Annotated in this window: 20 protein-coding genes and 1 pseudogene; 15 read left to right on the top strand and 6 right to left on the bottom strand. The window is 63.8% G+C overall.

Features of this window, described 5'->3' with window-relative positions; genetic code table 11:
• Positions 1–103 precede the first annotated feature (103 nt).
• From P6U23_RS20400 to hflX, 7 genes are all read left to right on the top strand, one after another.
• Positions 104–340, top strand: a complete 237-nt coding sequence (locus P6U23_RS20400) for a DUF3551 domain-containing protein (protein WP_407174320.1) — start codon at positions 104–106, stop codon at positions 338–340.
• 313 nt (positions 341–653) lie between these two features.
• Positions 654–779, top strand: coding sequence for a hypothetical protein (locus tag P6U23_RS20405; RefSeq protein ID WP_407174322.1), 126 nt, complete (start codon positions 654–656; stop codon positions 777–779).
• Positions 780–931: 152 nt separating this feature from the next.
• A complete protein-coding gene (locus P6U23_RS20410; RefSeq protein WP_407174324.1) occupies positions 932–1,126 on the top strand; it encodes a hypothetical protein in 195 nt (64 codons plus the stop codon).
• Positions 1,127–1,285: 159 nt separating this feature from the next.
• Positions 1,286–3,655: an ATP-binding protein gene (locus P6U23_RS20415; RefSeq protein WP_407174326.1), complete on the top strand. Its 2,370-nt coding sequence runs from the start codon at positions 1,286–1,288 to the stop codon at positions 3,653–3,655.
• 20 nt (positions 3,656–3,675) lie between these two features.
• Complete coding sequence (locus tag P6U23_RS20420) at positions 3,676–5,046, top strand: sigma-54 dependent transcriptional regulator (RefSeq protein WP_024510988.1); 1,371 nt, start codon at positions 3,676–3,678, stop codon at positions 5,044–5,046.
• A gap of 258 nt (positions 5,047–5,304) precedes the next feature.
• Positions 5,305–5,553 (top strand): RNA chaperone Hfq, encoded by a 249-nt coding sequence (gene hfq / locus P6U23_RS20425; protein ID WP_006613906.1) that lies wholly within the window; start codon positions 5,305–5,307, stop codon positions 5,551–5,553.
• Positions 5,554–5,564: 11 nt separating this feature from the next.
• Positions 5,565–6,941 carry a GTPase HflX gene (gene hflX, locus P6U23_RS20430; RefSeq protein ID WP_407174329.1) on the top strand — a complete coding sequence of 459 codons (1,377 nt, stop codon included), beginning with the start codon at positions 5,565–5,567 and terminating at the stop codon, positions 6,939–6,941.
• Positions 6,942–7,130: 189 nt separating this feature from the next.
• Here the strand turns inward: hflX and mazG are convergent, their stop codons facing one another.
• Entirely contained in the window at positions 7,131–8,015 is an 885-nt protein-coding gene (mazG, locus tag P6U23_RS20435) for a nucleoside triphosphate pyrophosphohydrolase (protein WP_407174331.1), read from the bottom strand.
• A 117-nt stretch (positions 8,016–8,132) separates the two neighbouring features.
• Between mazG and queC the strand changes: the two genes are divergently transcribed.
• Positions 8,133–8,846, top strand: a complete 714-nt coding sequence (gene queC / locus P6U23_RS20440; protein WP_407174333.1) for a 7-cyano-7-deazaguanine synthase QueC — start codon at positions 8,133–8,135, stop codon at positions 8,844–8,846.
• Between the two features lie 110 nt (positions 8,847–8,956).
• Here the strand turns inward: queC and P6U23_RS20445 are convergent, their stop codons facing one another.
• From P6U23_RS20445 to nthA, 3 genes are read right to left on the bottom strand one after another with little or no spacing between them, the layout of a single operon-like run.
• Positions 8,957–9,328, bottom strand: a complete 372-nt coding sequence (locus P6U23_RS20445) for a nitrile hydratase accessory protein (protein ID WP_407174335.1) — start codon at positions 9,326–9,328, stop codon at positions 8,957–8,959.
• Positions 9,328–9,987 (bottom strand): nitrile hydratase subunit beta, encoded by a 660-nt coding sequence (nthB, locus tag P6U23_RS20450; RefSeq protein WP_407174337.1) that lies wholly within the window; start codon positions 9,985–9,987, stop codon positions 9,328–9,330. The genes P6U23_RS20445 and nthB overlap by 1 nt, the downstream gene beginning before the upstream one ends.
• Positions 9,984–10,610: a nitrile hydratase subunit alpha gene (gene nthA / locus P6U23_RS20455; protein WP_407174339.1), complete on the bottom strand. Its 627-nt coding sequence runs from the start codon at positions 10,608–10,610 to the stop codon at positions 9,984–9,986. The genes nthB and nthA overlap by 4 nt, the downstream gene beginning before the upstream one ends.
• 569 nt (positions 10,611–11,179) lie before the next feature.
• Here nthA and P6U23_RS20460 point away from each other — a divergent pair.
• Positions 11,180–14,371 carry an efflux RND transporter permease subunit gene (locus tag P6U23_RS20460; protein ID WP_407174341.1) on the top strand — a complete coding sequence of 1,064 codons (3,192 nt, stop codon included), beginning with the start codon at positions 11,180–11,182 and terminating at the stop codon, positions 14,369–14,371.
• A complete protein-coding gene (locus tag P6U23_RS20465; RefSeq protein ID WP_407174343.1) occupies positions 14,368–15,630 on the top strand; it encodes an efflux RND transporter periplasmic adaptor subunit in 1,263 nt (420 codons plus the stop codon). The genes P6U23_RS20460 and P6U23_RS20465 overlap by 4 nt, the downstream gene beginning before the upstream one ends.
• Before the next feature lie 18 nt (positions 15,631–15,648).
• On the opposite strand, the gene P6U23_RS20470 is transcribed toward P6U23_RS20465, so the two are convergent.
• On the bottom strand, positions 15,649–15,813 hold the full coding sequence (locus P6U23_RS20470; protein WP_407174345.1) for a hypothetical protein: 165 nt from the start codon (positions 15,811–15,813) through the stop codon (positions 15,649–15,651).
• Positions 15,814–16,043: 230 nt separating this feature from the next.
• On the opposite strand from P6U23_RS20470, the gene P6U23_RS20475 reads away from it, so the two are divergent.
• The 5 genes and pseudogenes from P6U23_RS20475 (at position 16,044) to P6U23_RS20495 (ending at position 18,886) form a co-directional block, all read left to right on the top strand.
• Positions 16,044–16,499 carry a host attachment protein gene (locus P6U23_RS20475; protein WP_407174347.1) on the top strand — a complete coding sequence of 152 codons (456 nt, stop codon included), beginning with the start codon at positions 16,044–16,046 and terminating at the stop codon, positions 16,497–16,499.
• 307 nt (positions 16,500–16,806) lie between these two features.
• Positions 16,807–17,530, top strand: a pseudogene (locus tag P6U23_RS20480) (AMP-binding protein); the annotation flags it as partial.
• A gap of 72 nt (positions 17,531–17,602) precedes the next feature.
• On the top strand, positions 17,603–17,935 hold the full coding sequence (locus P6U23_RS20485) for a hypothetical protein (RefSeq protein WP_407174349.1): 333 nt from the start codon (positions 17,603–17,605) through the stop codon (positions 17,933–17,935).
• A 77-nt stretch (positions 17,936–18,012) separates the two neighbouring features.
• Positions 18,013–18,180, top strand: coding sequence for a hypothetical protein (locus P6U23_RS20490; RefSeq protein WP_407174351.1), 168 nt, complete (start codon positions 18,013–18,015; stop codon positions 18,178–18,180).
• A 148-nt stretch (positions 18,181–18,328) separates the two neighbouring features.
• Positions 18,329–18,886, top strand: coding sequence for an FAD-binding oxidoreductase (locus P6U23_RS20495; protein WP_407174352.1), 558 nt, complete (start codon positions 18,329–18,331; stop codon positions 18,884–18,886).
• Here P6U23_RS20495 and fsrB read toward each other — a convergent pair.
• Complete coding sequence (gene fsrB, locus P6U23_RS20500) at positions 18,843–20,132, bottom strand: siderophore utilization protein FsrB (protein ID WP_407174354.1); 1,290 nt, start codon at positions 20,130–20,132, stop codon at positions 18,843–18,845. The genes P6U23_RS20495 and fsrB overlap by 44 nt on opposite strands.
• Between the last annotated feature and the right edge of the window lie 20 nt (positions 20,133–20,152).

The following is a 20,152-nucleotide window of genomic DNA, read 5'->3' on the forward strand; positions in this document are numbered from 1 at the left end:
ATCCACGACTTCGGTGCGAACAGGTCCGGCGCAACCTAGGATAGGAACGGAAAGCGGGCCGGAGCGTTCATCATCATTAAACCCGACCCGAGGAGCCAGTCAGATGCATCGCATTCTGTTCGCCGGCATGTCTGCTGTTGCCTTGCTTGTCGTCGCTGCCTCGCTCTCGCCAGCATCCGCTGCGGGACGTTACTGCCTGCAGGGGAGACACTGGGGCCATCCAGGCAACTGCCAATTCGCCACCTATAGCCAGTGCATGGCGAGTGCATCCGGCACCAACGCGACCTGTGGCATCAACCCGCGTTATGCTTTCGCGCGCCAGCGTCGCGGCTACCGGTAACCGGCCATTTCCGTCGAATTTGCACGCCATCCGGACGCACCGGGAACTTCGCGAGTCCCGGTGCGTTGGTTCGGCTGAACAACCCAATCGAGTTGCGTGCGAATGCGATCGCGGGTCCGCCAAATGCTTACAGAAGGGCTGAGAGTGGCGCTGCCGATTGGGTCGGCTTCGGCCCGCTCGGGTCCGGAGCCGCAGTCTCGGCCCCGAACCTGGTAGGCCGCTCGTGAGCAGCAAGCGTCCAGACACCCTTTCCCCAGAACAGGCAGCAAGGCAGGACCGACAGCGACGAGCTGCCGAGGAGGGGGCGCAGGCCATGAAAGAGGCCGCGGAGAAAGCAATAGCGGTGCGCGCCAATATGGCGCGGCTTCGTGAACTCAGGCTCGCCAAGGAAGCCGCCGACAACCGGACCAAGGCCGCCAAGGCAAGCCGGAAAGCCTAGTCCACGCAGCCAGTTCGGCCTGGACCACGCGCCGGTTTAGTGAACCAGCTCACAAAAAATACCCGCCACATCATGTAGGTGAATGTCGTCTGCCTCCGATCACCTCATGATCGGGAGAAGGAGAGCAATTGAGCCCGAGGATGGAGCACGAGATGTCGCCATTGGAACGGCAGGCCGCAGACGCCCTGCGGCGCGCGCGCCGGCTCCCGATCGGCCCGGACCGCAATGACCTGCGGCAGCTTGCGATGGGTCTTCTGTGGCTGCACCGGCACGGCATGGATGCGCTGGTGGAGCGCCGCTCCGCGATTAGGGAGGGCCGCTCTCTCGATACATCGGAGCCCGCATAGACTTGCGGCGACATTTTCAAAAGCTTTCGTTCGCTTGTGGATGAATATTTCGGCGGCAGACACGCCGCGGAATTGTCGCAATTCGGCAACATTGTGATATGAATGCATCAGTTCGCATCCCCGCGAACGTGACCCGCTTCAGCACCACACTTTGTCGGAATGATCAGCGCAGAGGCCGCCCCAGCACCGTTCGATCCATCGCTTGCTGAGCCAAAGCGGTCGTCCCTGCGGCGCTGGCTGGCGCCGTTTGCGGTCGGCATCGCGCTTCTGTCGGCGTTCCTGACCTTCATCGTGCTGACGGGTCTCACCCGGATCCCGCCGACCCCGCCGGTGGTGAAGTCGTTCTACCTCATCAACGTCGCCACCATCCTGCTCCTGGTGGGAATCATTCTCCGCGAAGTCTGGCAGATGGTGCTGGCGCGGCGCCGTGGCCGGGCCGCTGCGCGCCTGCACATCCAGGTCGTCGGGCTGTTCTCGGTGATTGCGGTGTTGCCAGCGGTGCTGGTCGCGATCATCGCCAACGTCACCATCGACCGTGGTCTCGACCGGCTGTTTTCGGGGCCGACGCGGGAAGTCATTCAGAACTCGCTGACCATTGCCCGCGCCTATGTGCAGGAACACGCCCAGCTCATTCGTGGCGACATTCTGGGAATGGCCGTCGACATCAGCCATGCAAGGCCGCTCTACGACCAGGATCGCGGCTCATTTCTGCAATTGCTGACGGCGAGTGCCGTCGCCCGCAATCTGCCGGGCGCCATGATCATGGACAAGGACGCCAAGCCGTTGGTCACGGCGGATACCGGCTCTCAGCTACCCTATTCGCCGCCGTCGCCCGACTTCCTGAAAAACGTCAATGAGGACGAGCCCGAAATCGCGGTGCTGCCCGATTCGAATTCGGTCGCGGCCGTGATCCGGCTGCGGGCCTTCACCGACACGTTCCTCTATGTCGAGCGCGTGCTCGATCCGCGGGTGGTGGCGCAACTCAAGCAGACCGAGGCCAGCGTCGCCGGTTATTCCGAAATGGAATCGCAACGGCTCGGCATCCAGGTCGCCTTCGCGCTGATGTTTGCCGTGATCGCGCTGACCATCCTGATGGCCTCGGTGCTGATCGGGTTGAATTTCGCCAACTGGCTGGTGGCCCCGATCCGGCGCCTGATGAACGCGGCCAATATGGTCTCCACAGGCGATCTGCATGTGCAGGTGCCGGTGATGAAGTCGGAGGGCGATCTCGCCCAGTTGGGTGAAACCTTCAACAAGATGACGCAGGAGCTGCGCACCCAGCGCGACGAACTCGTCAACGCGAGCGAGCTGATCGACAGCCGGCGTCGTTTCATCGAGGGCGTGCTGTCATCGGCCAGCGCCGGCATCATCGGCGTCGATGCGTCCGGCAGCATCGGCATTCTCAACCGTTCCGCGGAAAAGCTGATCGGCCATGCCGAATCCGAGACGCTGGACCATCCGCTCTCCGATGTGCTGCCCGAACTCGATGAATTGATGAAGACCGCGCGCGAGGGCAACCAGCGCCTCGTCCAAGGGCAGGTGACGTTGCTGCGCGACGGCAGCGAGCGCAATCTCTCGGTCCGCATCAGCGCCGAGAAGACCAGCCAATCCTCGCGCGACAGCTACATCATCACGCTCGACGACATCACCGAGCTGGTCTCCGCGCAGCGCACCTCGGCCTGGGGCGATGTGGCGCGCCGCATCGCCCACGAGATCAAGAATCCGTTGACGCCGATACAGCTCTCCGCCGAACGCATCCGCCGCAAATTCGGCAAGGTCATCACCGAGGACAAGGCGGTGTTCGACCAATGCACCGAAACCATCGTGCGCCAGGTCGACGATATCAGACGGATGGTCGATGAGTTCTCACGTTTCGCGCGCATGCCCAAGCCGGTGATCGAGGGCGAGGACGTGGCCGACACCGTGCGACAGGCCGTGTTCCTGATGAAGGTCGGGCATCCCGATATCGATATCGAAACCGACATCAAGGAAGATCCGCTCCGTGCGCAGTTCGATCGACGGCTGATCTCCCAGGCGCTGACCAACATCATCAAGAATGCGACCGAAGCCATCGAGGCGGTAGCGCCGGACGAATTGGGCAAGGGCCGTATCGACGTCGTCGCCCAGCGCGAGAAGGACGAGATCATCATCGACGTCATCGACAACGGGATCGGACTGCCCAAAGTGGCGCGCCAGCGCCTGCTCGAGCCCTATGTGACGACGCGCGCCAAGGGCACGGGCCTTGGGCTTGCCATCGTCGGACGCGTGCTCGAGGACCATGGCGGGCGCATCGAACTCAAGGATGCGTCCGATTTCCGGCCCGGCCAGCGCGGCGCGTGGATGCGCCTGCGTTTTGCGGTCTCGGGACGTGCATCGAAAATCGAGGTGAAGGGGCAGGGTACGGACAACAACCCGACGATGAGCGAAACGAAACCGACAGACGAAACAAAACAGCCGGCATCAGAAACCAACAACACGGCTGAAACGACCAACAGTGACACAAAAACCGAAGCCGCAACGGGCAACTGACGAGAGGCAGGGTGGGACCGATGGCAAGTGATATTTTGATCGTCGACGACGAAGCCGACATTCGTGAACTGGTTGCGGGCATTCTCGACGATGAGGGGTTCTCGACCCGCACCGCGCGCGACAGCGATACGGCGCTCGCCGAGATCGCCAACCGCCGTCCGCACCTGGTGTTTCTCGACATCTGGCTGCAAGGCTCCAAGCTCGACGGGCTGCAGCTCCTGGAGCAGATCAAGCGCGATCATCCCGATCTGCCCGTCGTCATGATCTCCGGTCACGGCAACATCGAAACCGCGGTCGCCGCGATCAAGCGCGGCGCCTATGACTTCATCGAGAAGCCGTTCAAATCGGATCGGCTCATCCTCGTGGCGACGCGTGCGCTGGAGACGTCGCGACTGAAACGGGAAGTGCGGGAATTGAAACAGCTCGCGCCGACCGCGAGCATTCTGACCGGACGCTCGCCGTCAATGAACCAGCTCCGGCAGACGATCGAGCGCGCGGCGAAGGCCAACAGCCGCATCCTGATCGTCGGCCCCGCCGGTTCGGGGAAGGAATTGGTGGCGCGTACGCTGCATGCTGCTTCCAATCGCGCCGATGGACCATTCGTGGTGATCAATGCCGCGGCCATCACGCCGGAGCGGATGGAAGTCGAACTGTTCGGCATCGAGCAGTCCAACGGCGAGCAGCCGCGCAAGACCGGCGCGCTGGAGGAGGCGCATGGCGGCACGCTGTTCATCGACGAAATCGGCGACATGCCGCGCGAGACCCAGAACAAGATCCTGCGGGTACTGGTCGACCAGACTTTCCAGCGCCAGGGCGGCACCACAAAGGTCCATGTCGACGTCCGCATCATTTCCTCGACCGCGCGCAACCTCGAAGAGGAAATCGCCGCCGGCCATTTCCGCGAGGACCTCTATCATCGGCTCTCCGTGGTGCCGATCCGCGTGCCGCCGCTGTCGGAGCGGCGGGAGGACATCCCCGAACTGATCGATTATTTCATGGATCAGATCTCGGCTACCACTGGCCTGCCGAAGCGGCAGATCGGCCAGGACGCGATGGCGGTGCTGCAATCGCATGTCTGGCCGGGCAACGTCCGCCAGTTGCGCAACAACGTCGAGCGCGTCATGATTCTGGCCGCCGGCGGGCCCGAAACCATCATCACCGCTGATATGCTGCCGCAGGACGTCGGCTCCATGGTCCCGGCGATGCCGACCAGCAACAATGGCGAGCACATCATGGGCCTGCCGTTGCGCGAGGCGCGCGAGGTGTTCGAGCGGGACTATTTGATCGCCCAGATCAGCCGTTTCTCGGGCAATATCTCGCGAACCGCAGAATTTGTCGGTATGGAGCGATCGGCACTGCACCGGAAGCTGAAGGCGCTCGGGGTCGGCTGAAAGGCGGAAAGCCCAAAAAGCGTTGCCGTTTCATGTATTTGCTTGGGAAAATTCGCCTTTCTTTGAAAGTTTTGCAAAGAAATCTGCGATTTGGCCCTCCCATTGCCGTCTCAAGCGGCTTGCCTAAAAACCGGACCTGCCCTCTAATCGGCTCGCCGCACCCCAGAGGGGGACTCAGGGGGTGGGGCAGCCGGGGAATGCCCCATCAGAGGGCGGCAACCGGTCCAATAAAAAGAAGCACATAGCGGGATAAAAACAATGGCGGCAGACCGCGCACAAAATCTACAAGACACCTTCCTCAATCACGTTCGTAAAACCAAGACGCCACTGACGATCTTTCTGGTCAACGGAGTGAAGCTGCAGGGCATTGTCACCTGGTTCGACAACTTCTGCTTGCTGTTGCGGCGCGATGGACACTCGCAGCTTGTGTACAAGCACGCGATCTCGACCATCATGCCGGGCGCCCCCATCCAGTTGTTCGAAGGCGGTGAGGATGCGTCGGCTTGAGAGTGATCTGATTGGAGCCCCGAGAGCGAGAACGGGGAGCTGACCGTCCGCGGTCGGCGGGGCAGAAACCAACAGGGCGGGTGATCGTCATCGGCCCGTATGTACGGATGCGCCGCGGCGGAGCCGAAGCGCAAACGGACGAGCACGCCTCGCGCGATTTCGAGGCCCGGCTCGATGAAGCCAAGGGCCTCGCTCGCGCCATCGATCTCGAGGTCGTCGATGCCCTGATCGCGCCGATCAGCGAAATCAAGCCGGCGACCTATCTCGGCAAGGGCAAGGTCGAGGAGATCACCGGCCTTGTCGGCGCGCGAGATGCGGAGCTCGTGGTGATGGATTGTGCGCTCTCGCCAATCCAGCAGCGCAATCTGGAGAAGGCCTGGAACACCAAGGTGCTCGACCGCACCGGGCTGATCCTGGAAATCTTCGGGCGCCGCGCCAAGACCAGGGAGGGCGCGCTGCAGGTCGAGCTCGCCCATCTGAACTATCAGCGCAGCCGCCTGGTGCGGTCCTGGACCCACCTGGAACGCCAGCGCGGCGGGTTCGGCTTCATGGGTGGCCCGGGCGAAACGCAGATCGAGGCGGACCGCCGGCTGATCGGCGAGCGCATCACCCGCCTCGAGAATGAACTGAAGAAGGTTCAGGCGACGCGACGGCTGCATCGCGCCGGACGCAAACGCGTGCCCTATCGTGTGGTCGCGCTGGTCGGCTACACCAATGCCGGCAAATCGACGCTGTTCAACCGCCTTACCCGCGCCGACGTGCAGGCCGCCGACATGCTGTTCGCAACGCTCGATCCGACGCTGCGCGCGATCAACCTGCCGCATGGTGGCAAGGCGATGCTATCCGACACTGTCGGCTTCATCTCGAACCTGCCGACCCAGCTCGTCGCGGCGTTCCGGGCCACGCTGGAAGAGGTGCTGGAAGCCGACGTCATCCTGCATGTCCGCGACATCTCCCATGAAGATGCGGAGGCGCAGCAGCGCGATGTCGATGCCGTGCTGCGCCAGCTTGGGATCGACCCCGACTCCGCGCGTATTCTTGAAGTCTGGAACAAGATCGACCGCTTCAGCCCGGAGGAGCGTGAAAAGCTCGCCAATATCGCCGCGCGCCGCCCATCGGAGCATCCGTGCCTGTTGGTGTCAGCGCAAACCGGGGAGGGCATCGACGCGCTGCTCGTCGCCATCGAAGACCAGCTCGCGGCTGCACGCGTCACGCTGGATCTGTCGATCGATGCCTCCGATGGCGCCGGCATTTCCTGGCTGCACCGCAATTCGGAAGTGCTCAACAAGGAGCTCCACGACGGCCGTTTCGACATGACCGTGCGCGTCGAGCCGAGCAAGCGCGACATCGTGGTGTCGAGGTTCGATGCCGAGCCGCATGGGATGTGAGCGCAACTGGAATGTGGAATGCGCCCTGGCGAAGCGGGCATCCAACTATCACCGTCACCTTGAGGAGGCCGCCAACGGGTCCGCGCGATGCGCGGCCCGATGACAGGCTCCGCGGCTGTCTCGAAGGGCGACGGCCCGGCCCTCGCAGCGGGGCCGTTCATCCTTCGAGGCTCGCTGATCGCGAGCGCCTCAGGATGACGGTTCAACTTGGGTCCCGCCTCGGCGCTCGCTTTGCTCGCTTGGCTGGGACGACGGAGCGTTTTCGCTCTGCTTCGCCTCGTTCCACAGCGCATCCATCTCGTCGAGTGAAGCTTCCTGCAGCGTTCGGCCCCGCGCTTCAAGCGCGCGCTCGATATAGGCAAAGCGGCGCTCGAATTTGGCGTTGGAGGCGCGCAGCGCCATGTCGGGGTCAGCGCCGACATGGCGGGCGAGATTGACCAGCGCGAACAGGAGATCGCCGGTCTCGCTTTCGAGCTCGGCCTTGTCGTTGCGGTCCAACGCAGCCTCGATCTCGTCCGCTTCTTCGCGGATCTTCTTCAAGACAGCGCGCGGATCGTTCCAGTCAAAGCCGACCGTCGATGCCTTGCGCTGTAACGCCATCGCACGGCTCAGCGCCGGCTGCCCGGCCTTCACGCCTGACAGCAGCGATTTGTGGTCGTGTTCTTCGGCGGGACGGCGCGCGGCGCGCTCGGCCTTTTCTTCCGCCTTGATGCGGTCCCAGTTGCCCTTGACGTCGGCCGACGTCAGCTCCCCGCTCTCGTCACCGAAGACATGCGGGTGCCGGCGGATCATCTTCCTGGTGATGGCTTCGACGACATCGCCGAAAGCAAAGGCGTGCTGCTCTTCGGCCATGCGGGCGTGGAACACGACCTGCAGCAACAGGTCCCCAAGTTCCTCGCGCAGATCGTCGAGGTCGCCACGCGCAATCGCGTCCGCGACCTCATAGGCCTCTTCGATGGTGTAGGGGGCGATGGTCGCAAAATTCTGCTCGAGGTCCCAGGGGCAGCCCGTCACTGGCGTGCGCAGCCTCGCCATGATCTCGATGAGGGCGGCAATATCGCGGGAAGGGGTCATGGCGATCGGAGTTCCCTAACAGAAACGCTGGCTTCTCTATGCCGCAAGATGCGGCGCGGTCCCAGCCTCAAACAGCGCTGATTTCCACTTGTTCGCCGGAAATGCTATGGGCCGCGTATGAGTGAGCAATTCCCATCAGAAACAGCGCTGGTGCTGTTTTCCGGAGGGCAGGATTCCACCACCTGTCTCGCCTGGGCGCTGTCGCGCTTTGCGCGCGTCGAAACGCTCGGCTTTGCCTATGGACAGCGCCACGCCATCGAGCTGTCCTGCCGCGACCGGCTGCTGGACGGCATCAGGGCCTCGCGCGCCGATTGGGCCGCCAAGCTCGGCGACAGCCATACGCTGGACATTCCGACCCTGGCCGCGATTTCCGAGACGGCGCTGACGCACGAGGTGGCGATCGAAATGGGGGCGGACGGCCTGCCCAACACGTTCGTGCCCGGCCGCAATTTGATCTTCCTGACTTTTGCGGCGGCGCTCGCCTATCGGCGCGGCATCTCGCACATCGTGGGCGGCATGTGCGAGACCGACTATTCCGGATATCCCGATTGCCGCGACGAGACCATCCGTGCGCTCGGCACCGCGCTCAATCTCGGCATGGCCAGGCATTTCGAGCTGCACACGCCGCTGATGTGGCTGGACAAGGCCGCGACCTGGCGACTAGCGCATGCGCTCGGCGGCGCGGCGCTGGTCGACCTGATCCGCGAGCACTCCCACACCTGCTATCTCGGCGAGCGCGGCGCGCGCCATGATTGGGGCTATGGCTGCGGCAAGTGCCCGGCCTGCGAACTGCGGGCGAAAGGCTGGCGGGAGTATGTGGCGGGCGGTTAGTGCGGGCTCCGCCCTGACCGTCATTCCGGGGCGATGCGACGCATCAAACGGGGAATCTCGCACTTCCGGGTTTGTAGTTGGCGCGACGCTCCGGAACGACGGCGATGGGTCTACCCAAAATCCTCCGGCTTGAGCTCGATCGGCTTGCCGTGCGGGGTGCGGTCGGCGGCATGGTCCCAGGCGGCGCGGTAGCGGTGCTGCGTGTCCATCGACGCCACGCCTTTTTGCGCCACCAGCCTTTCCAGCGTCGCCAGCCAGTGGCGGTAATAGGTCTCGCCCATGTCGGGATCCCCGGCCGCTTGCGCGCGCTTGATTTCGTCCGCGAGCGCCGCCGCCCATTCCGTCCAGGTGAAGACCCCACGCTGATGCAGCGTCAGCGCCATCGCGAAGGCATGGGCTTCCCAGGGTTCGCGAAAGACCGGTCCGCCCTCGTCGCGAGGAATGCCGGGAACTTCCGCGGTCGCGCGCGCCGCCGCGTCCATCAGACGGGCTCCAGATAGGGCTCGAAGGCGTCGATCGAGACTTTCACCGTGGGATCGCTGTCCGGCCCCCAAAGCTCACGCCCGTCGAACACGACGGTGTAAAGCCATTGCGGGTTTTCGCCCAATTCCTTGGCAGCCGAATCCGGAAACACATGACAGCCATGGTCGCGCTCGACCACGCCGACATGACCGCGCACGTAACGCGGGAGCCTCGTGTGCGTCACGGGGTGCATGTTCCTGGCGCGCACCTTGTCGCCAGGCTTGAACTTGGCCGCGGCCTGTGGCGTGCGCCCGAACTGGCCGCGCGTCATGATGCGCTCGACATCGCCACGCGTGAACTGACCGCGCTTGAGCGGCTTTGCTGCTTGCACCGCATGGCCCGCCGCCATCTCGGTCTCGGAGACAAAGCCCTTGTCGCGCAGCATGTTTTCCAGCCCGAGCAGCCATTTCTGGTAATATGAGCTGGCGAGATAGACGTGCGGCGGCAATGTCTCGCGATAGTAGCGCGAGGTGTCGATGTTGTAGGCGCCGGCGGCACCCATCGCGCGCACCATCGCCATCACGCGCGCTTCCCAGTCGGCATGAAACATCGGCTCGTTCGGTTCGGCCTCGACCCTGCCGAACCCATCCATGCCGCCCATGTCGTGCACGCCGTTCATGATGCCGCTCCCGGCGCTTTCGGAAAGCCCGTGCCGATCATGGAATCGCGCGTTACGAGTTCGGCGAGCTGCTCCTCGCTGAATCCTTCAGTGCCCGCGGGCCGCATCGGCAGCACCAGGAAGCGGGTCTCGGCGGTCGAATCCCACACCCGAATTTCCGTGTCCTTCGGCAGCGTGACGCCGAAATCGCCGAGCACGCCACGCGGGTCTTTGACCGCACGGGAGCGATAGGGCGAGGCTTTGTACCAGACCGGCGGCAGGCCCAACAATTCCCAAGGATAACAGGAGCACAGCGTACACACGACCATGTTGTGACGGGTCGGCGTATTCTCCACCACGACGAGATGATCGCCGACGCGGCTGACATGGCCGAGCGTGCCCACCGCCTTAGTGCCGTCTTCCAGCAGCGCTTTCTTGAAGGCGGGATCCGTCCAGGCCTTGGCGACGACACGCGCCCCGTTATGCGGGCCGATCTTGGTCTCATAGGCCTGGATGATCGCATCGAGCGCGCCGGGCTCGACATAGCCTTTCTCGGTCAGAATGGTTTCGAGTGCGCGTACGCGCAGCTCGGTTTCGGACAGCTCCGAGCGGCCGTGATCGTGGTGATGGTCGTGAGGGCTCATGCCGCAAAAATAGGCTCAAGATGCCGTCCCTGTCGAGGTCTATCCTCGACGCGCGCCGGCCGGCTCTGTCGAATCCTGAAATGTTGCCCGTGCGGCGGCTGGCGCGAGACTTGCAATCCCTTTCTCGTAGTTGCCGAGGTGTCCTCAATCACTTTTGAGGCCGCGCGTCACGGCAATCACCGATTTGTGGTCAGAGAAGCGGGCGTATTACGGCAGAAACGGACTGCTTGGACATTCAACTCTCGCTTATGATCCCTAGATCCAGCCTTCGGGCTGGCGCGTGCGGCGCAAGCCGCCCGCGGTAACAACGCCGCCAGCTCGTCGGCGCGGCGGGGGCGCTTCTTAGCGAGCTGCCAACAACGGGCAAGGGAACGCAACAGGCGGGGCGGCGGAGAAATCGCGCGCAACGGCTGATCGTGTACGCTCTTACGTCATGGGGCTTCGTGCCCCCTTGTGAGGGCCGATCCGGCTTTTGCGCGGGCGGTGCGGCGGCTGCCGCCAGTTGAGGCTGTTACGAGAATTGCGCCCGCCCAGCCGTGCCCACGGCGAGGTGCGGGCGGGGAGTGCCAATGGGTATTGTTCGGTTCGCGCTCAGATATCCGCACACGTTCTACGTGGTCGCCGCCCTGATCCTGTTTCTGGGCATCGTCAGCGTGCGCGAAATGCCCACCGACATCTTTCCGGAAATCAATATTCCCGTGGTGACGGTGATCTGGAGCTACACGGGCTTGAGCACGCCCGAGATGGAGCAGCGCGTCACCACCTACAGCCAGTATTCGATCTCGTCGAACGTCAACGGCATCAGGAACATCGAGGCGCAGACGCTGGCCGGGCTGTCGGTGCAAAAGATCTACTTCCAGCCGGACGTCAATCTCGACCTTGCGATCTCGCAGATCGTCTCTGCCACCAACTCCATTCGCGCGCTGATGCCGCCCGGTATTCAGCCGCCGATCGTGGTGCAGTTCAATGCCTCGAGCGTGCCGGTGCTGCAGATCAGCCTGAGCTCGGATTCGCTGAGTGAGCAGCAGCTCTATGACTACGGCATCTACCGGATCCGCCAGCAGCTCGCGCCGATTCCCGGCATCACGCTGCCGACGCCGGCGGGCGGCAAGTACCGGCAGATCATGGTCGACATCGATCCGAACAAGCTGGTGGCGAAGGGGCTGACCCCGCTCGACGTGGTGAACGCCGTCAATGCGCAGAACCTGACATTGCCGGCGGGCACCGCCAAATTCGGCAACACTCAGTACGTCGTCCGTACCAATGCAACGCCGCCCTCGATCGACGACCTCAACAATATCCCGATCAAGGTGGTGAACGGGGCCACCGTCTTCGTCAAGGACGTCGGCCAGATCCATGACGGTTGGCTGGTGCAGCAGAACGTCGTGCGCGAGAACGGGCGGCGCTCCGTGCTGCTCTCCATCATCAAGAACGGCAATGCCTCGACTGTCAGCGTCGTCAATGCGGTGCATAAGGCACTGCAGACCGCACGCGCGGCCGCGCCGCCGGGCATGCAGATCAACGAGCTGTTCGATCAGTCCGTGTTCGTGAAGGAGTCGGTCACGGGCGTGCTGCGCGAAGGCGCGATCGCCGCGGGCCTGACGGCGCTGATGATCCTGTTGTTCCTGGGCTCGTGGCGATCGACGGTCGTCGTCATGGTGTCGATCCCGCTGTCGATCTTGGCCTCGTTGATCGTCCTGTATTTCCTCGGCGAGACGCTGAACACGATGACGCTGGGCGGGCTTGCGCTCGCGGTCGGCATCCTCGTCGACGATTCCACCGTCACCATCGAGAACACTCACCGCCTGCTCACCGAGGAGCGCCAGCCGCTGCCCCAGGCCACCCTGCATGGTGCGGCCGGGATCGCGGTGCCGACGCTGGTCTCGACGCTCGCGATCTCCTGCGTGTTCACGTCGGTCGTGTTCCTGGAAGGGCCCGCCAAATACCTGTTCACGCCGCTCGGCCTTGCCGTGGTGTTCGCGATGCTGGCCTCTTACGGGTTGTCGCGGACGCTGACGCCGATCATCATCGGACTCTTGCTCAAGGGCGAACATCACGGCCCCGCGGATCAGGCGACGCGCAATCCGTTCGCGCGCTTCCACGCCGCATTCGAGCGCAATTTCGAGCGGCTGCGGCACGCTTATTCGCGCTCTCTCACCGAGCTGCTCAATCACCGCTTCATTCTGCCCATCGGCATGGTGGCAGTGCTGGCGCTCGGTGTGGTGCTGTATCCGATGGTCGGGCGCGACTTCTTCCCGGCGATTGATGGCGGGCAGATCCAGTTGCACGTCCGCGCCCCCGCGGGCACCCGGATCGAGACCACGGAGCGGATCTTCCAGGACATCGAGAACAAGATCCGCGAGATCATCCCCGACAGCGAGCGCGAACTGGTGGTGGACAATATCGGCCTGCCGGCGCGCGCCTATAACCTCGCTTTCAGCGACGGCTCGACCATCGGCGTCAACGACGGTGTGATCCTGGTTTCGCTGAAGGAGGGCCACCGCCGCACCGCCGAATATGTACGCAAGCTGCGCGAGGTCCTGCCGGTCGCGTTCCCGGAAGACACGTTCTACTTCCAGGCAGCCGACATCGTGACCCAGATCCTCAATTTCGGCCTGCCGGCGCAGATCGACGTGCGCACCGTGGGCTATGACCGCGCCAACAATCTGCGCATAGCCAAGGAATTGCGCCAGCGCATCGCCGCGATCCAGGGCGTCGCGGACGCGCATCTGCAGCAGGAGGTGGACGCGCCGGCGTTCTTTGCCGACATCGACCGCTCGCGCGCGGCGCAACTCGGGCTGAACGCGAACACGATCGCGACCAATGTCAATGTCAGCTTGAGCTCGTCCGAGCAGGTGACGCCGAATTTCTGGACCGATCCCGCGTCGGGCATACCCTATTACCTCGCCGTGCAGACGCCCGAGAGCAAGATCGGTTCGCTCAACGATCTCGCCAACACGCCGGTCTCGACGTCGCTGGCGTCCGCTCTGACCGACACGCCGATCCCGGGCCTGCTCAGCAACGTCGCGACCTTCAAGCGCACGACCGTTCCGACCAATGCCAACCAAGCCAACGTGCAGCCGGTCTACGAGGTCTATGCCAGTACGCAGGGCCGCGATCTCGGCAGCGTGGCCAGCGAGATCAGCAAGATCGTCGCCGACCTGCAGAAGGAGCTCAAACCCGGCAACACCATTCAGGTGATCGGGCAGATCCAGAGCATGAACGGCGCCTTCATCGACCTCGGCATCGGGCTGCTATTTGCCGCCGTGTTCGTCTATTTCTTGATGGTGGTGAACTACCAGAATTTTGGCGATCCCTTCGTCGTCATCCTGGCGCTCCCGGCCACGCTGTGCGGCATTCTGACCATGCTGTTCGTCACGGGTACCACGATGAACGTGCCGTCGCTGATGGGCGCGATCATGGCCGTCGGCGTCGCCTCCGCAAACTCCATCCTGCTCGTGACATTCGCGCGCGAGCAGCAGCTCGCAGGCAAGACCGCGTTCGAGGCTGCCATCGAAGCCGGCCACACCAGGATCAGGCCGGTGCTGATGACGGCGGCGGCGATGATCGTCGGCATGATCCCGATGGCGATCGGCGCGCCCGGCGAAGAGCAGAATGCGGCGCTGGCGCGCGCGGTCATCGGCGGCCTCCTGTTCGCGACGCCGACGACGCTGTTGGTCGTGCCCTACCTGTTCGCCGTGCTGCGCAAGGGCAACGACGGCAAGACACATCACGGGGTATTCGACGAGGTGCTGGAATGAACTTCAACGGGCCTTTCAATGCGGAAGAGGCGGCGGAGACCGATCGGCAAACCGAGATGCCGGCCCCGCCCGCGCACAAGCGCAAGCGGCGAGGGCGTTTGATCCTGCTCGGCGTGGTGCTCGTCTTCGCAGGGGCGCTGACGTCCGGCGCCTGGAACCATCTGTCGCAATACCGTCAGGCCGCAGCCGCCGCGGAACAGCAGCGCGACCTGGTCCCACAGGTTCGCATCGCCACCGTGCAGCCGAGCGAGGAGGTCCAGACCGTCACCCTGCCTGCGACGACCTCGGCCTTTGCCAGCGCCAACATCTTCGCGCGCGCCTCCGGCTATATTGGCCGGCGCGAGGTCGATATCGGTGACCGCGTCAAGGCGGGGCAATTGCTGGCGGAGATCGTGGCGCCCGAGCTCGATCACCAGATCGCGCAGGCCGAAGCGACGCTCGCCCAGCTCAAATCGGCGCTGCAGCAGGCGGAAGCCAACCGGAAGCTCGCGGAGGTGACCTGGGACCGCGATCGGCCGCTGGTCGAGAAGGGCTGGGTCACCGCGCAGCAGGGCACGATCGATCAGCAAACGCTGAAGGCGCAGGAGGCCGCCGTCCTGGTGGCCCAGTCCAATGTCGCCGCCGAAGAAGCGCAGCTTCAGGTACTGCATCAGCAGAAGGACTATCAGCGCGTGGTGGCGCCGTTCGACGGCGTCATCACCCAGCGCAATATCGACGTGGGTAGCCTGGTGCAGGCCGATGCGACCTCGGGCACCTTCATGTTCAACATCATGCAGGGCAACGTCATCCGCACACAGGTGTTCGTGCCGCAGGACCAGGCGTTCGGGCTCAAGCCTGGTATCGATGCCGTGGTGCACGTACCAGAGATCCCGGATCGCACCTTTCCAGGCAAGGTGACGCGCATCGCGGACGCCCTCCAGCCGGGCTCGCGGACCTTGCTGACCGAGATCGATATCCCAAATCCGGACGGGGCGCTCACGCCCGGCATCTACTGCACCATCGACCTGCGCATCCCGCGCAAGACGCCGAGCTTCAGGGTGTCGGCCGATGCCGTGATCTTCAACGCGGGCGGCATGCAGGTCGCCGTGGTCGAAAACGGCGTCGTGCATCTACGCAAGATCAACGTGGTGCGCGACTTGGGGCGGGAGGTCGAGATCAACAGCGGCGTCAAGCGCGGCGACCAGGTCATCCTCAATCCGGCCGTCGATCTCGCCGACGGCGCGAAGGTGCGCATGCGCACACCCGCGGCAGTGTCGTGAGGGCGGGCGGGCTGGATCTCAGGTGACGAATTCCGTCGCCAGTCGGAAGATGATCCAGCCCGCCACGACCAGCAATATGCCGATGAGCAAGAGCTTCTCTTGCCAGGTCACGCCGCGGCGGATTTCGTCGGCCTCATGGTGTGCCGCAGCCTTGCGCGCGGCGGCGGCGCTGATGTGAGACAATGGCTGCTCCGCGCCTTGCATCCTAAACGTCCACAGATCTTGCCCCTTGCGTAGCTCGCAAGCTCCTTGCTGGGAACGCCGCTATTGTCGCCGCTTGCCCCGGAGTTTTCATTGATGCGGATCAATCGGGCGGCTTTGACCGCAATCCGCCGGCCACTTGATCTTCGTCAATTCCAACCCGGCGCCTACATCTACCTTGATGAAGATAGTGGATCGCCTGGAGCGAAGGAATGAGCAGATTAAAGATACCACATAATGCTTTCGTATTCGTCGGGGACGGCCGCAAGGCGTTGTTCCTGCGCAACGAGGGCGATGAGAAGTTCCCCAATCTGAAGACGGAAAACGTGTTTGCCAACGAAAACCCGCCGACCCATGAGCAGGGCAGCGAGCGACCGGGGCGGGTGAGCAAAGCGCTGGAGTCGGGTCAGCGCAGCGCGGTCGAGTCGGTCGACTGGCATCAGATCGAAGAGCATCGCTTTACACGGAAGGTGGCGGCGGCGATGGAAGAGGTGGTGCGGACGAGGAGGGTTCCCGCGCTGATCGTGGTGGCGCCGCCGAAGACCTTGGCCGACCTGCGCAATGCTTTCCACGAGGACATCAAGTCGCGTGTGATCGCCGAGATCAACAAGGACCTCACCAAACATCCGATTGGCGAGATCGAATCGCACCTGACCAACGCCGCCTGAGAAACGTCTCGCGGCAGCGCGGCTCACGACGAAAGCGCGGGGCGCACGACCGAGCACGCGCGCTTTGTCCATTCATGCGAGGCTGCGCCCGCAGGCGAAGCGAGCCCCACCGGGGATAGCCGGGAGATGAGGCCTCAGCAGAAGGCCCGCTTCGCGCGGGCCCTTTTTACAGACGCGGTCGGCTTGGTCACGTTTTTGCCGCGTGTCGGGCGGCTGGTTACCGCCGCAACTATTTCCCGAAAGCCTGAAATCCGGCAGTAGCACGAGCGCTGCAATGTCGCTCCCATCGCACAATGGGAGAAGGTCGATGATATCAAGCCCACTCGACGCCTTGGTGGCGCAGGCGCAAGCCCGGCCCAGGAGCGCAGCTTTCGTTTTTCACGAGGAAGCTTGGACCTGCGAGCGGATCCTGCGCGAATCCGAAATGGTTGCGCGCGGAATGGCGGCCCGCGGCGTCAGGCGAGGCGATCGCGTGGTGCTCCACATGGTGAACCGGCCGGAACTTGTTATTGCCTATTATGCCTGTTTTCGCTTGGGAGCTGTTGCGGCGCCACTCGGACCCGCGCTCAAATTCGCTGAACTCGCACCGCTCTTGCAGCGGTTGAGGCCTGCCCTCTACGTTGGCGAGGCGCAAACTTACGACAACGTCGCTCCTGCCGACGAACTTATCCTGCGGCGGGACAAGCGCTTCATCGTCGGCGCAACCCCGGCAGACGATGGCGGTCTGGTATCGGAAAGTCTGTTCGACGGCGCCAGCAACGGTCGTCCGCCGGTTTCCTGTGCCGTGGACGAAGCCGCGGTGCTCATCTCGACGTCCGGAACCACCGGAGAACCCAAATTCGTCGTTCATACGCCGACAACCTTGGGCGCCTCCGTGGACCAGCTCATCAGGAACTGGGGAATTGCCGAGGATGACGTCGTCACCATGCCGCTGCCGCTGGCGCACATGGGCGGGCTGATCAGTCTCTTGTGCTATGTGCAACTCGGCGCCGTCTTTGTGCTGCTCGAGAGTTTCGACGCCGACGAGGTTTTGGATACGATCGAGCGCCACCAGTGCACATGGCACCTCGGCTTTCCCGCGTTTCGGTCTCAAGCGTGGCTGCGTGACGCGGATAGGGCAGGACGCGCAGATCCGGCTGGTCGACGAGCATGGCGAGGACGTCGCCGACGGCAAAGTTGGCGAGCTTCTGCTGCGCGGCGCAAACCTGTTCGCCGGCTATTGGAACGATCCGCAGGCGACGGCGGAGAGCATGAAGGGCGGCTGGTATCATACCGGGGATCTGATGCAGCGCGGCGAGGACAGTGAGCTGCTGTTCGTGGGCCGCAAGAAGGACATCATCACTCGCGAGGGCCGGGTATCCATCCCGGCGCGCGGCGCTGCCCCGGTAGAGCCTTCCACTGTCAAGCGCCTGGATATCCGACCATGCACAAATTGATCCGAAGCATCGTTTTGGCAGCGCTACTCAGCAGCCGCACAGCCTCTGGCGAGACCGTTGGCCTTGCAAAATCGTCCGTGATCGAGGTGCCGTCCCCGCAGATGCAAATGGCCCGAGGCGCGCCAATTGGCCATCGCCAGCCGCAGGCGAAAGACGTTCCGTCCGAAAACCCCAGCGATCTCGAACGCGTCAGCGAAGAGGACCGTGCCGTCGATCGCAAGCTCACGATCTGTCGGGGCTGCTGAGCCCGACCAGCAAGGCAGCTACAAATGACCGATCTCACAGAAAAGGCGCTGCGCCGGCTAGGCGAACGTCTGCCCGGCCGCGTTATCGCGCCCCGGCAATGGCCGCTACCGGACGGCCACGGCGCTCTGGGCGAAGCAGACTGGCGCCATGCCGCAAGCCGTCGTGCATTGCCGCCGCGCCGCGGACGTCCAAGCGGCGATCGACACCGCGGGCCGCGCCGGACTCCCTCTCTCCGTTCGCGGCGGCGGTCACGACTGGGCGGGGAGGGCGTTGTGCGACGGACTGGTCCTCGACCTCGGCGACATGCGCGACGTCATCATCAGCCCAGATCGGCGCAGCGCATTGGTTGGGGGAGGCGCCCGGACCGCTGACTTGCTCGTGGCGACGGATCGTCTGGGCCTCGTCGCTGCCACGGGCTCCTGCAGCGGCGTCGGAATGGCCGGCCTCACCTTGTGGGGCGGCTATGGAACGCTAATCGGCCGGTTCGGGCTCGCCCTCGACAATCTGATTGCCGCCGATGTCGTGCTCGCCGACGGCAGCGCGGTCACCGCGGATGCCCTCCGTGAGAGGGAGATGTTCTGGGCGCTGTGCGAACTGAGGGACATGACCGCGAATGGAAGCCGCCACCGGCTTTTCATCGTGCTGAAGGCAAAGGCCCGCGCTATTCCGCGGGCGCGAGCCGTTGGAGCTTGCGTGTTGCATTGATCTCGCGCATCCGGACACGAGCACGGCGCTTGCGCCACCAGATCACGACTCCGGTCACTGCCAGCGCCGCAACCACCAATCCCATCATCGAGATCAGGATGCGGCCCGGAAGCCCGAGGATGCGACCGGAGTGAAGGGGAAACTGCGCCTGCACGAAGATGTCCGCGGCGGTGCCGACCCACGGCAGCCTCTCGCCGATCGGGCGTCCGTCCGCGCTATCATAATAGAGCTGCGCCGGACCGACGCCGCCGGCACCATGATCGTCGCCGGGTGAGAAGAACGCCGCGGCATAGACGCCGTGGGCGGGCCCATAATTGATCGAGCCGACCGGCGTGGTCCAGCCGCGACTCCCGCCGTCTGCTGTCGCACGCGCCGCGATGTCCGCGAAGCTGACCTTCGGCTCGATCGGATCGTCAAGATGGCGATACGGCCGCAGCTCATATGGCGTCGGAGTGTAGTTCGACACCATCTTCATCAGCGGCGAGAACACCTCGAAATAGAGATTGAGTGAGAAGGCCGTAAAGGCGATCACGAACAGCGGCACCCACGCCCAAAGGCTGAAGGCGCGGTGAATGTCGAAGTTGATCCGGTAAGCGCTGCCTGAGGTCTTGATCTTCCAGGACGGCGCCCAGCGCGCCCAGAAGCCACGGCCGAGTTCACCTTCGACTGCAGGCGCTCGCGACGCACTGGCGCGTCGGCGGGAGGGCAGTGTCAGATAGAAGCCGACGAAGCAATCGACGGTCCAGATGATGGCGATGACGCCAAGGATGCGCATGCCCCAGCGATCGCTGCCCCAGAATTCCGGAATGTGCATCGTGTAGTGCAGCTTGTAGAGGAACGAGACGAAGTTCTCCTTTGTCACCGGCCACACCGCGCCCCAATAGCGCCGCCCGAGCTCTGCGCCCGTGTTGGGATCGAGGAAGATCTGGTTGTAGTCGAGCGTGTAGCGTTTGCCGGTTGCGGGATCGACTCTCGGCAGCACGAAGAACCACAGCGATCGGCCTTTTTCCGGGGTCGTGAAGATGTGGACGACCCGTGCGCGCGGGTCGCGCTGCTCGATCAGCCTGGCAAGATCGACCGACGGAATCGCGGGACCGCTGCTGCTCACCTCGAACAGATGCTTGTTCAGGATCTCGTCGATCTCGTGGTCCCATGAGATGATCGCGCCGGTGATGCCGGAAAAGAACAGGAAGCCGGCAGTGAGCAGGCCCGCCCAGCGATGCAGTCGCCCGAGGATCGATCTCATGACATTCTGCCCCTGTCGTC

The organism is Bradyrhizobium sp. STM 3562 (assembly GCF_045571435.1).
Lineage (GTDB): Bacteria > Pseudomonadota > Alphaproteobacteria > Rhizobiales > Xanthobacteraceae > Bradyrhizobium.

Excerpts from the sequence above, each read along its gene's own strand:
- P6U23_RS20415 (WP_407174326.1), top strand. The coding sequence starts at position 1,286 with ATGATCAGCGCAGAGGCCGCCCCAGCACCGTTCGATCCATCGCTTGCT.
- P6U23_RS20410 (WP_407174324.1), top strand. The coding sequence starts at position 932 with ATGTCGCCATTGGAACGGCAGGCCGCAGACGCCCTGCGGCGCGCGCGC.
- mazG (WP_407174331.1), bottom strand. The coding sequence starts at position 8,015 with ATGACCCCTTCCCGCGATATTGCCGCCCTCATCGAGATCATGGCGAGG.
- P6U23_RS20465 (WP_407174343.1), top strand. The coding sequence starts at position 14,368 with ATGAACTTCAACGGGCCTTTCAATGCGGAAGAGGCGGCGGAGACCGAT.
- P6U23_RS20475 (WP_407174347.1), top strand. The coding sequence starts at position 16,044 with ATGAGCAGATTAAAGATACCACATAATGCTTTCGTATTCGTCGGGGAC.
- nthA (WP_407174339.1), bottom strand. The coding sequence starts at position 10,610 with ATGAGCCCTCACGACCATCACCACGATCACGGCCGCTCGGAGCTGTCC.
- P6U23_RS20420 (WP_024510988.1), top strand. The coding sequence starts at position 3,676 with ATGGCAAGTGATATTTTGATCGTCGACGACGAAGCCGACATTCGTGAA.
- P6U23_RS20445 (WP_407174335.1), bottom strand. The coding sequence starts at position 9,328 with ATGGACGCGGCGGCGCGCGCGACCGCGGAAGTTCCCGGCATTCCTCGC.
- nthB (WP_407174337.1), bottom strand. The coding sequence starts at position 9,987 with ATGAACGGCGTGCACGACATGGGCGGCATGGATGGGTTCGGCAGGGTC.
- fsrB (WP_407174354.1), bottom strand. The coding sequence starts at position 20,132 with ATGAGATCGATCCTCGGGCGACTGCATCGCTGGGCGGGCCTGCTCACT.
- queC (WP_407174333.1), top strand. The coding sequence starts at position 8,133 with ATGAGTGAGCAATTCCCATCAGAAACAGCGCTGGTGCTGTTTTCCGGA.
- P6U23_RS20495 (WP_407174352.1), top strand. The coding sequence starts at position 18,329 with ATGCCGCAAGCCGTCGTGCATTGCCGCCGCGCCGCGGACGTCCAAGCG.
- P6U23_RS20405 (WP_407174322.1), top strand. The coding sequence starts at position 654 with ATGAAAGAGGCCGCGGAGAAAGCAATAGCGGTGCGCGCCAATATGGCG.
- P6U23_RS20460 (WP_407174341.1), top strand. The coding sequence starts at position 11,180 with ATGGGTATTGTTCGGTTCGCGCTCAGATATCCGCACACGTTCTACGTG.
- P6U23_RS20400 (WP_407174320.1), top strand. The coding sequence starts at position 104 with ATGCATCGCATTCTGTTCGCCGGCATGTCTGCTGTTGCCTTGCTTGTC.
- hfq (WP_006613906.1), top strand. The coding sequence starts at position 5,305 with ATGGCGGCAGACCGCGCACAAAATCTACAAGACACCTTCCTCAATCAC.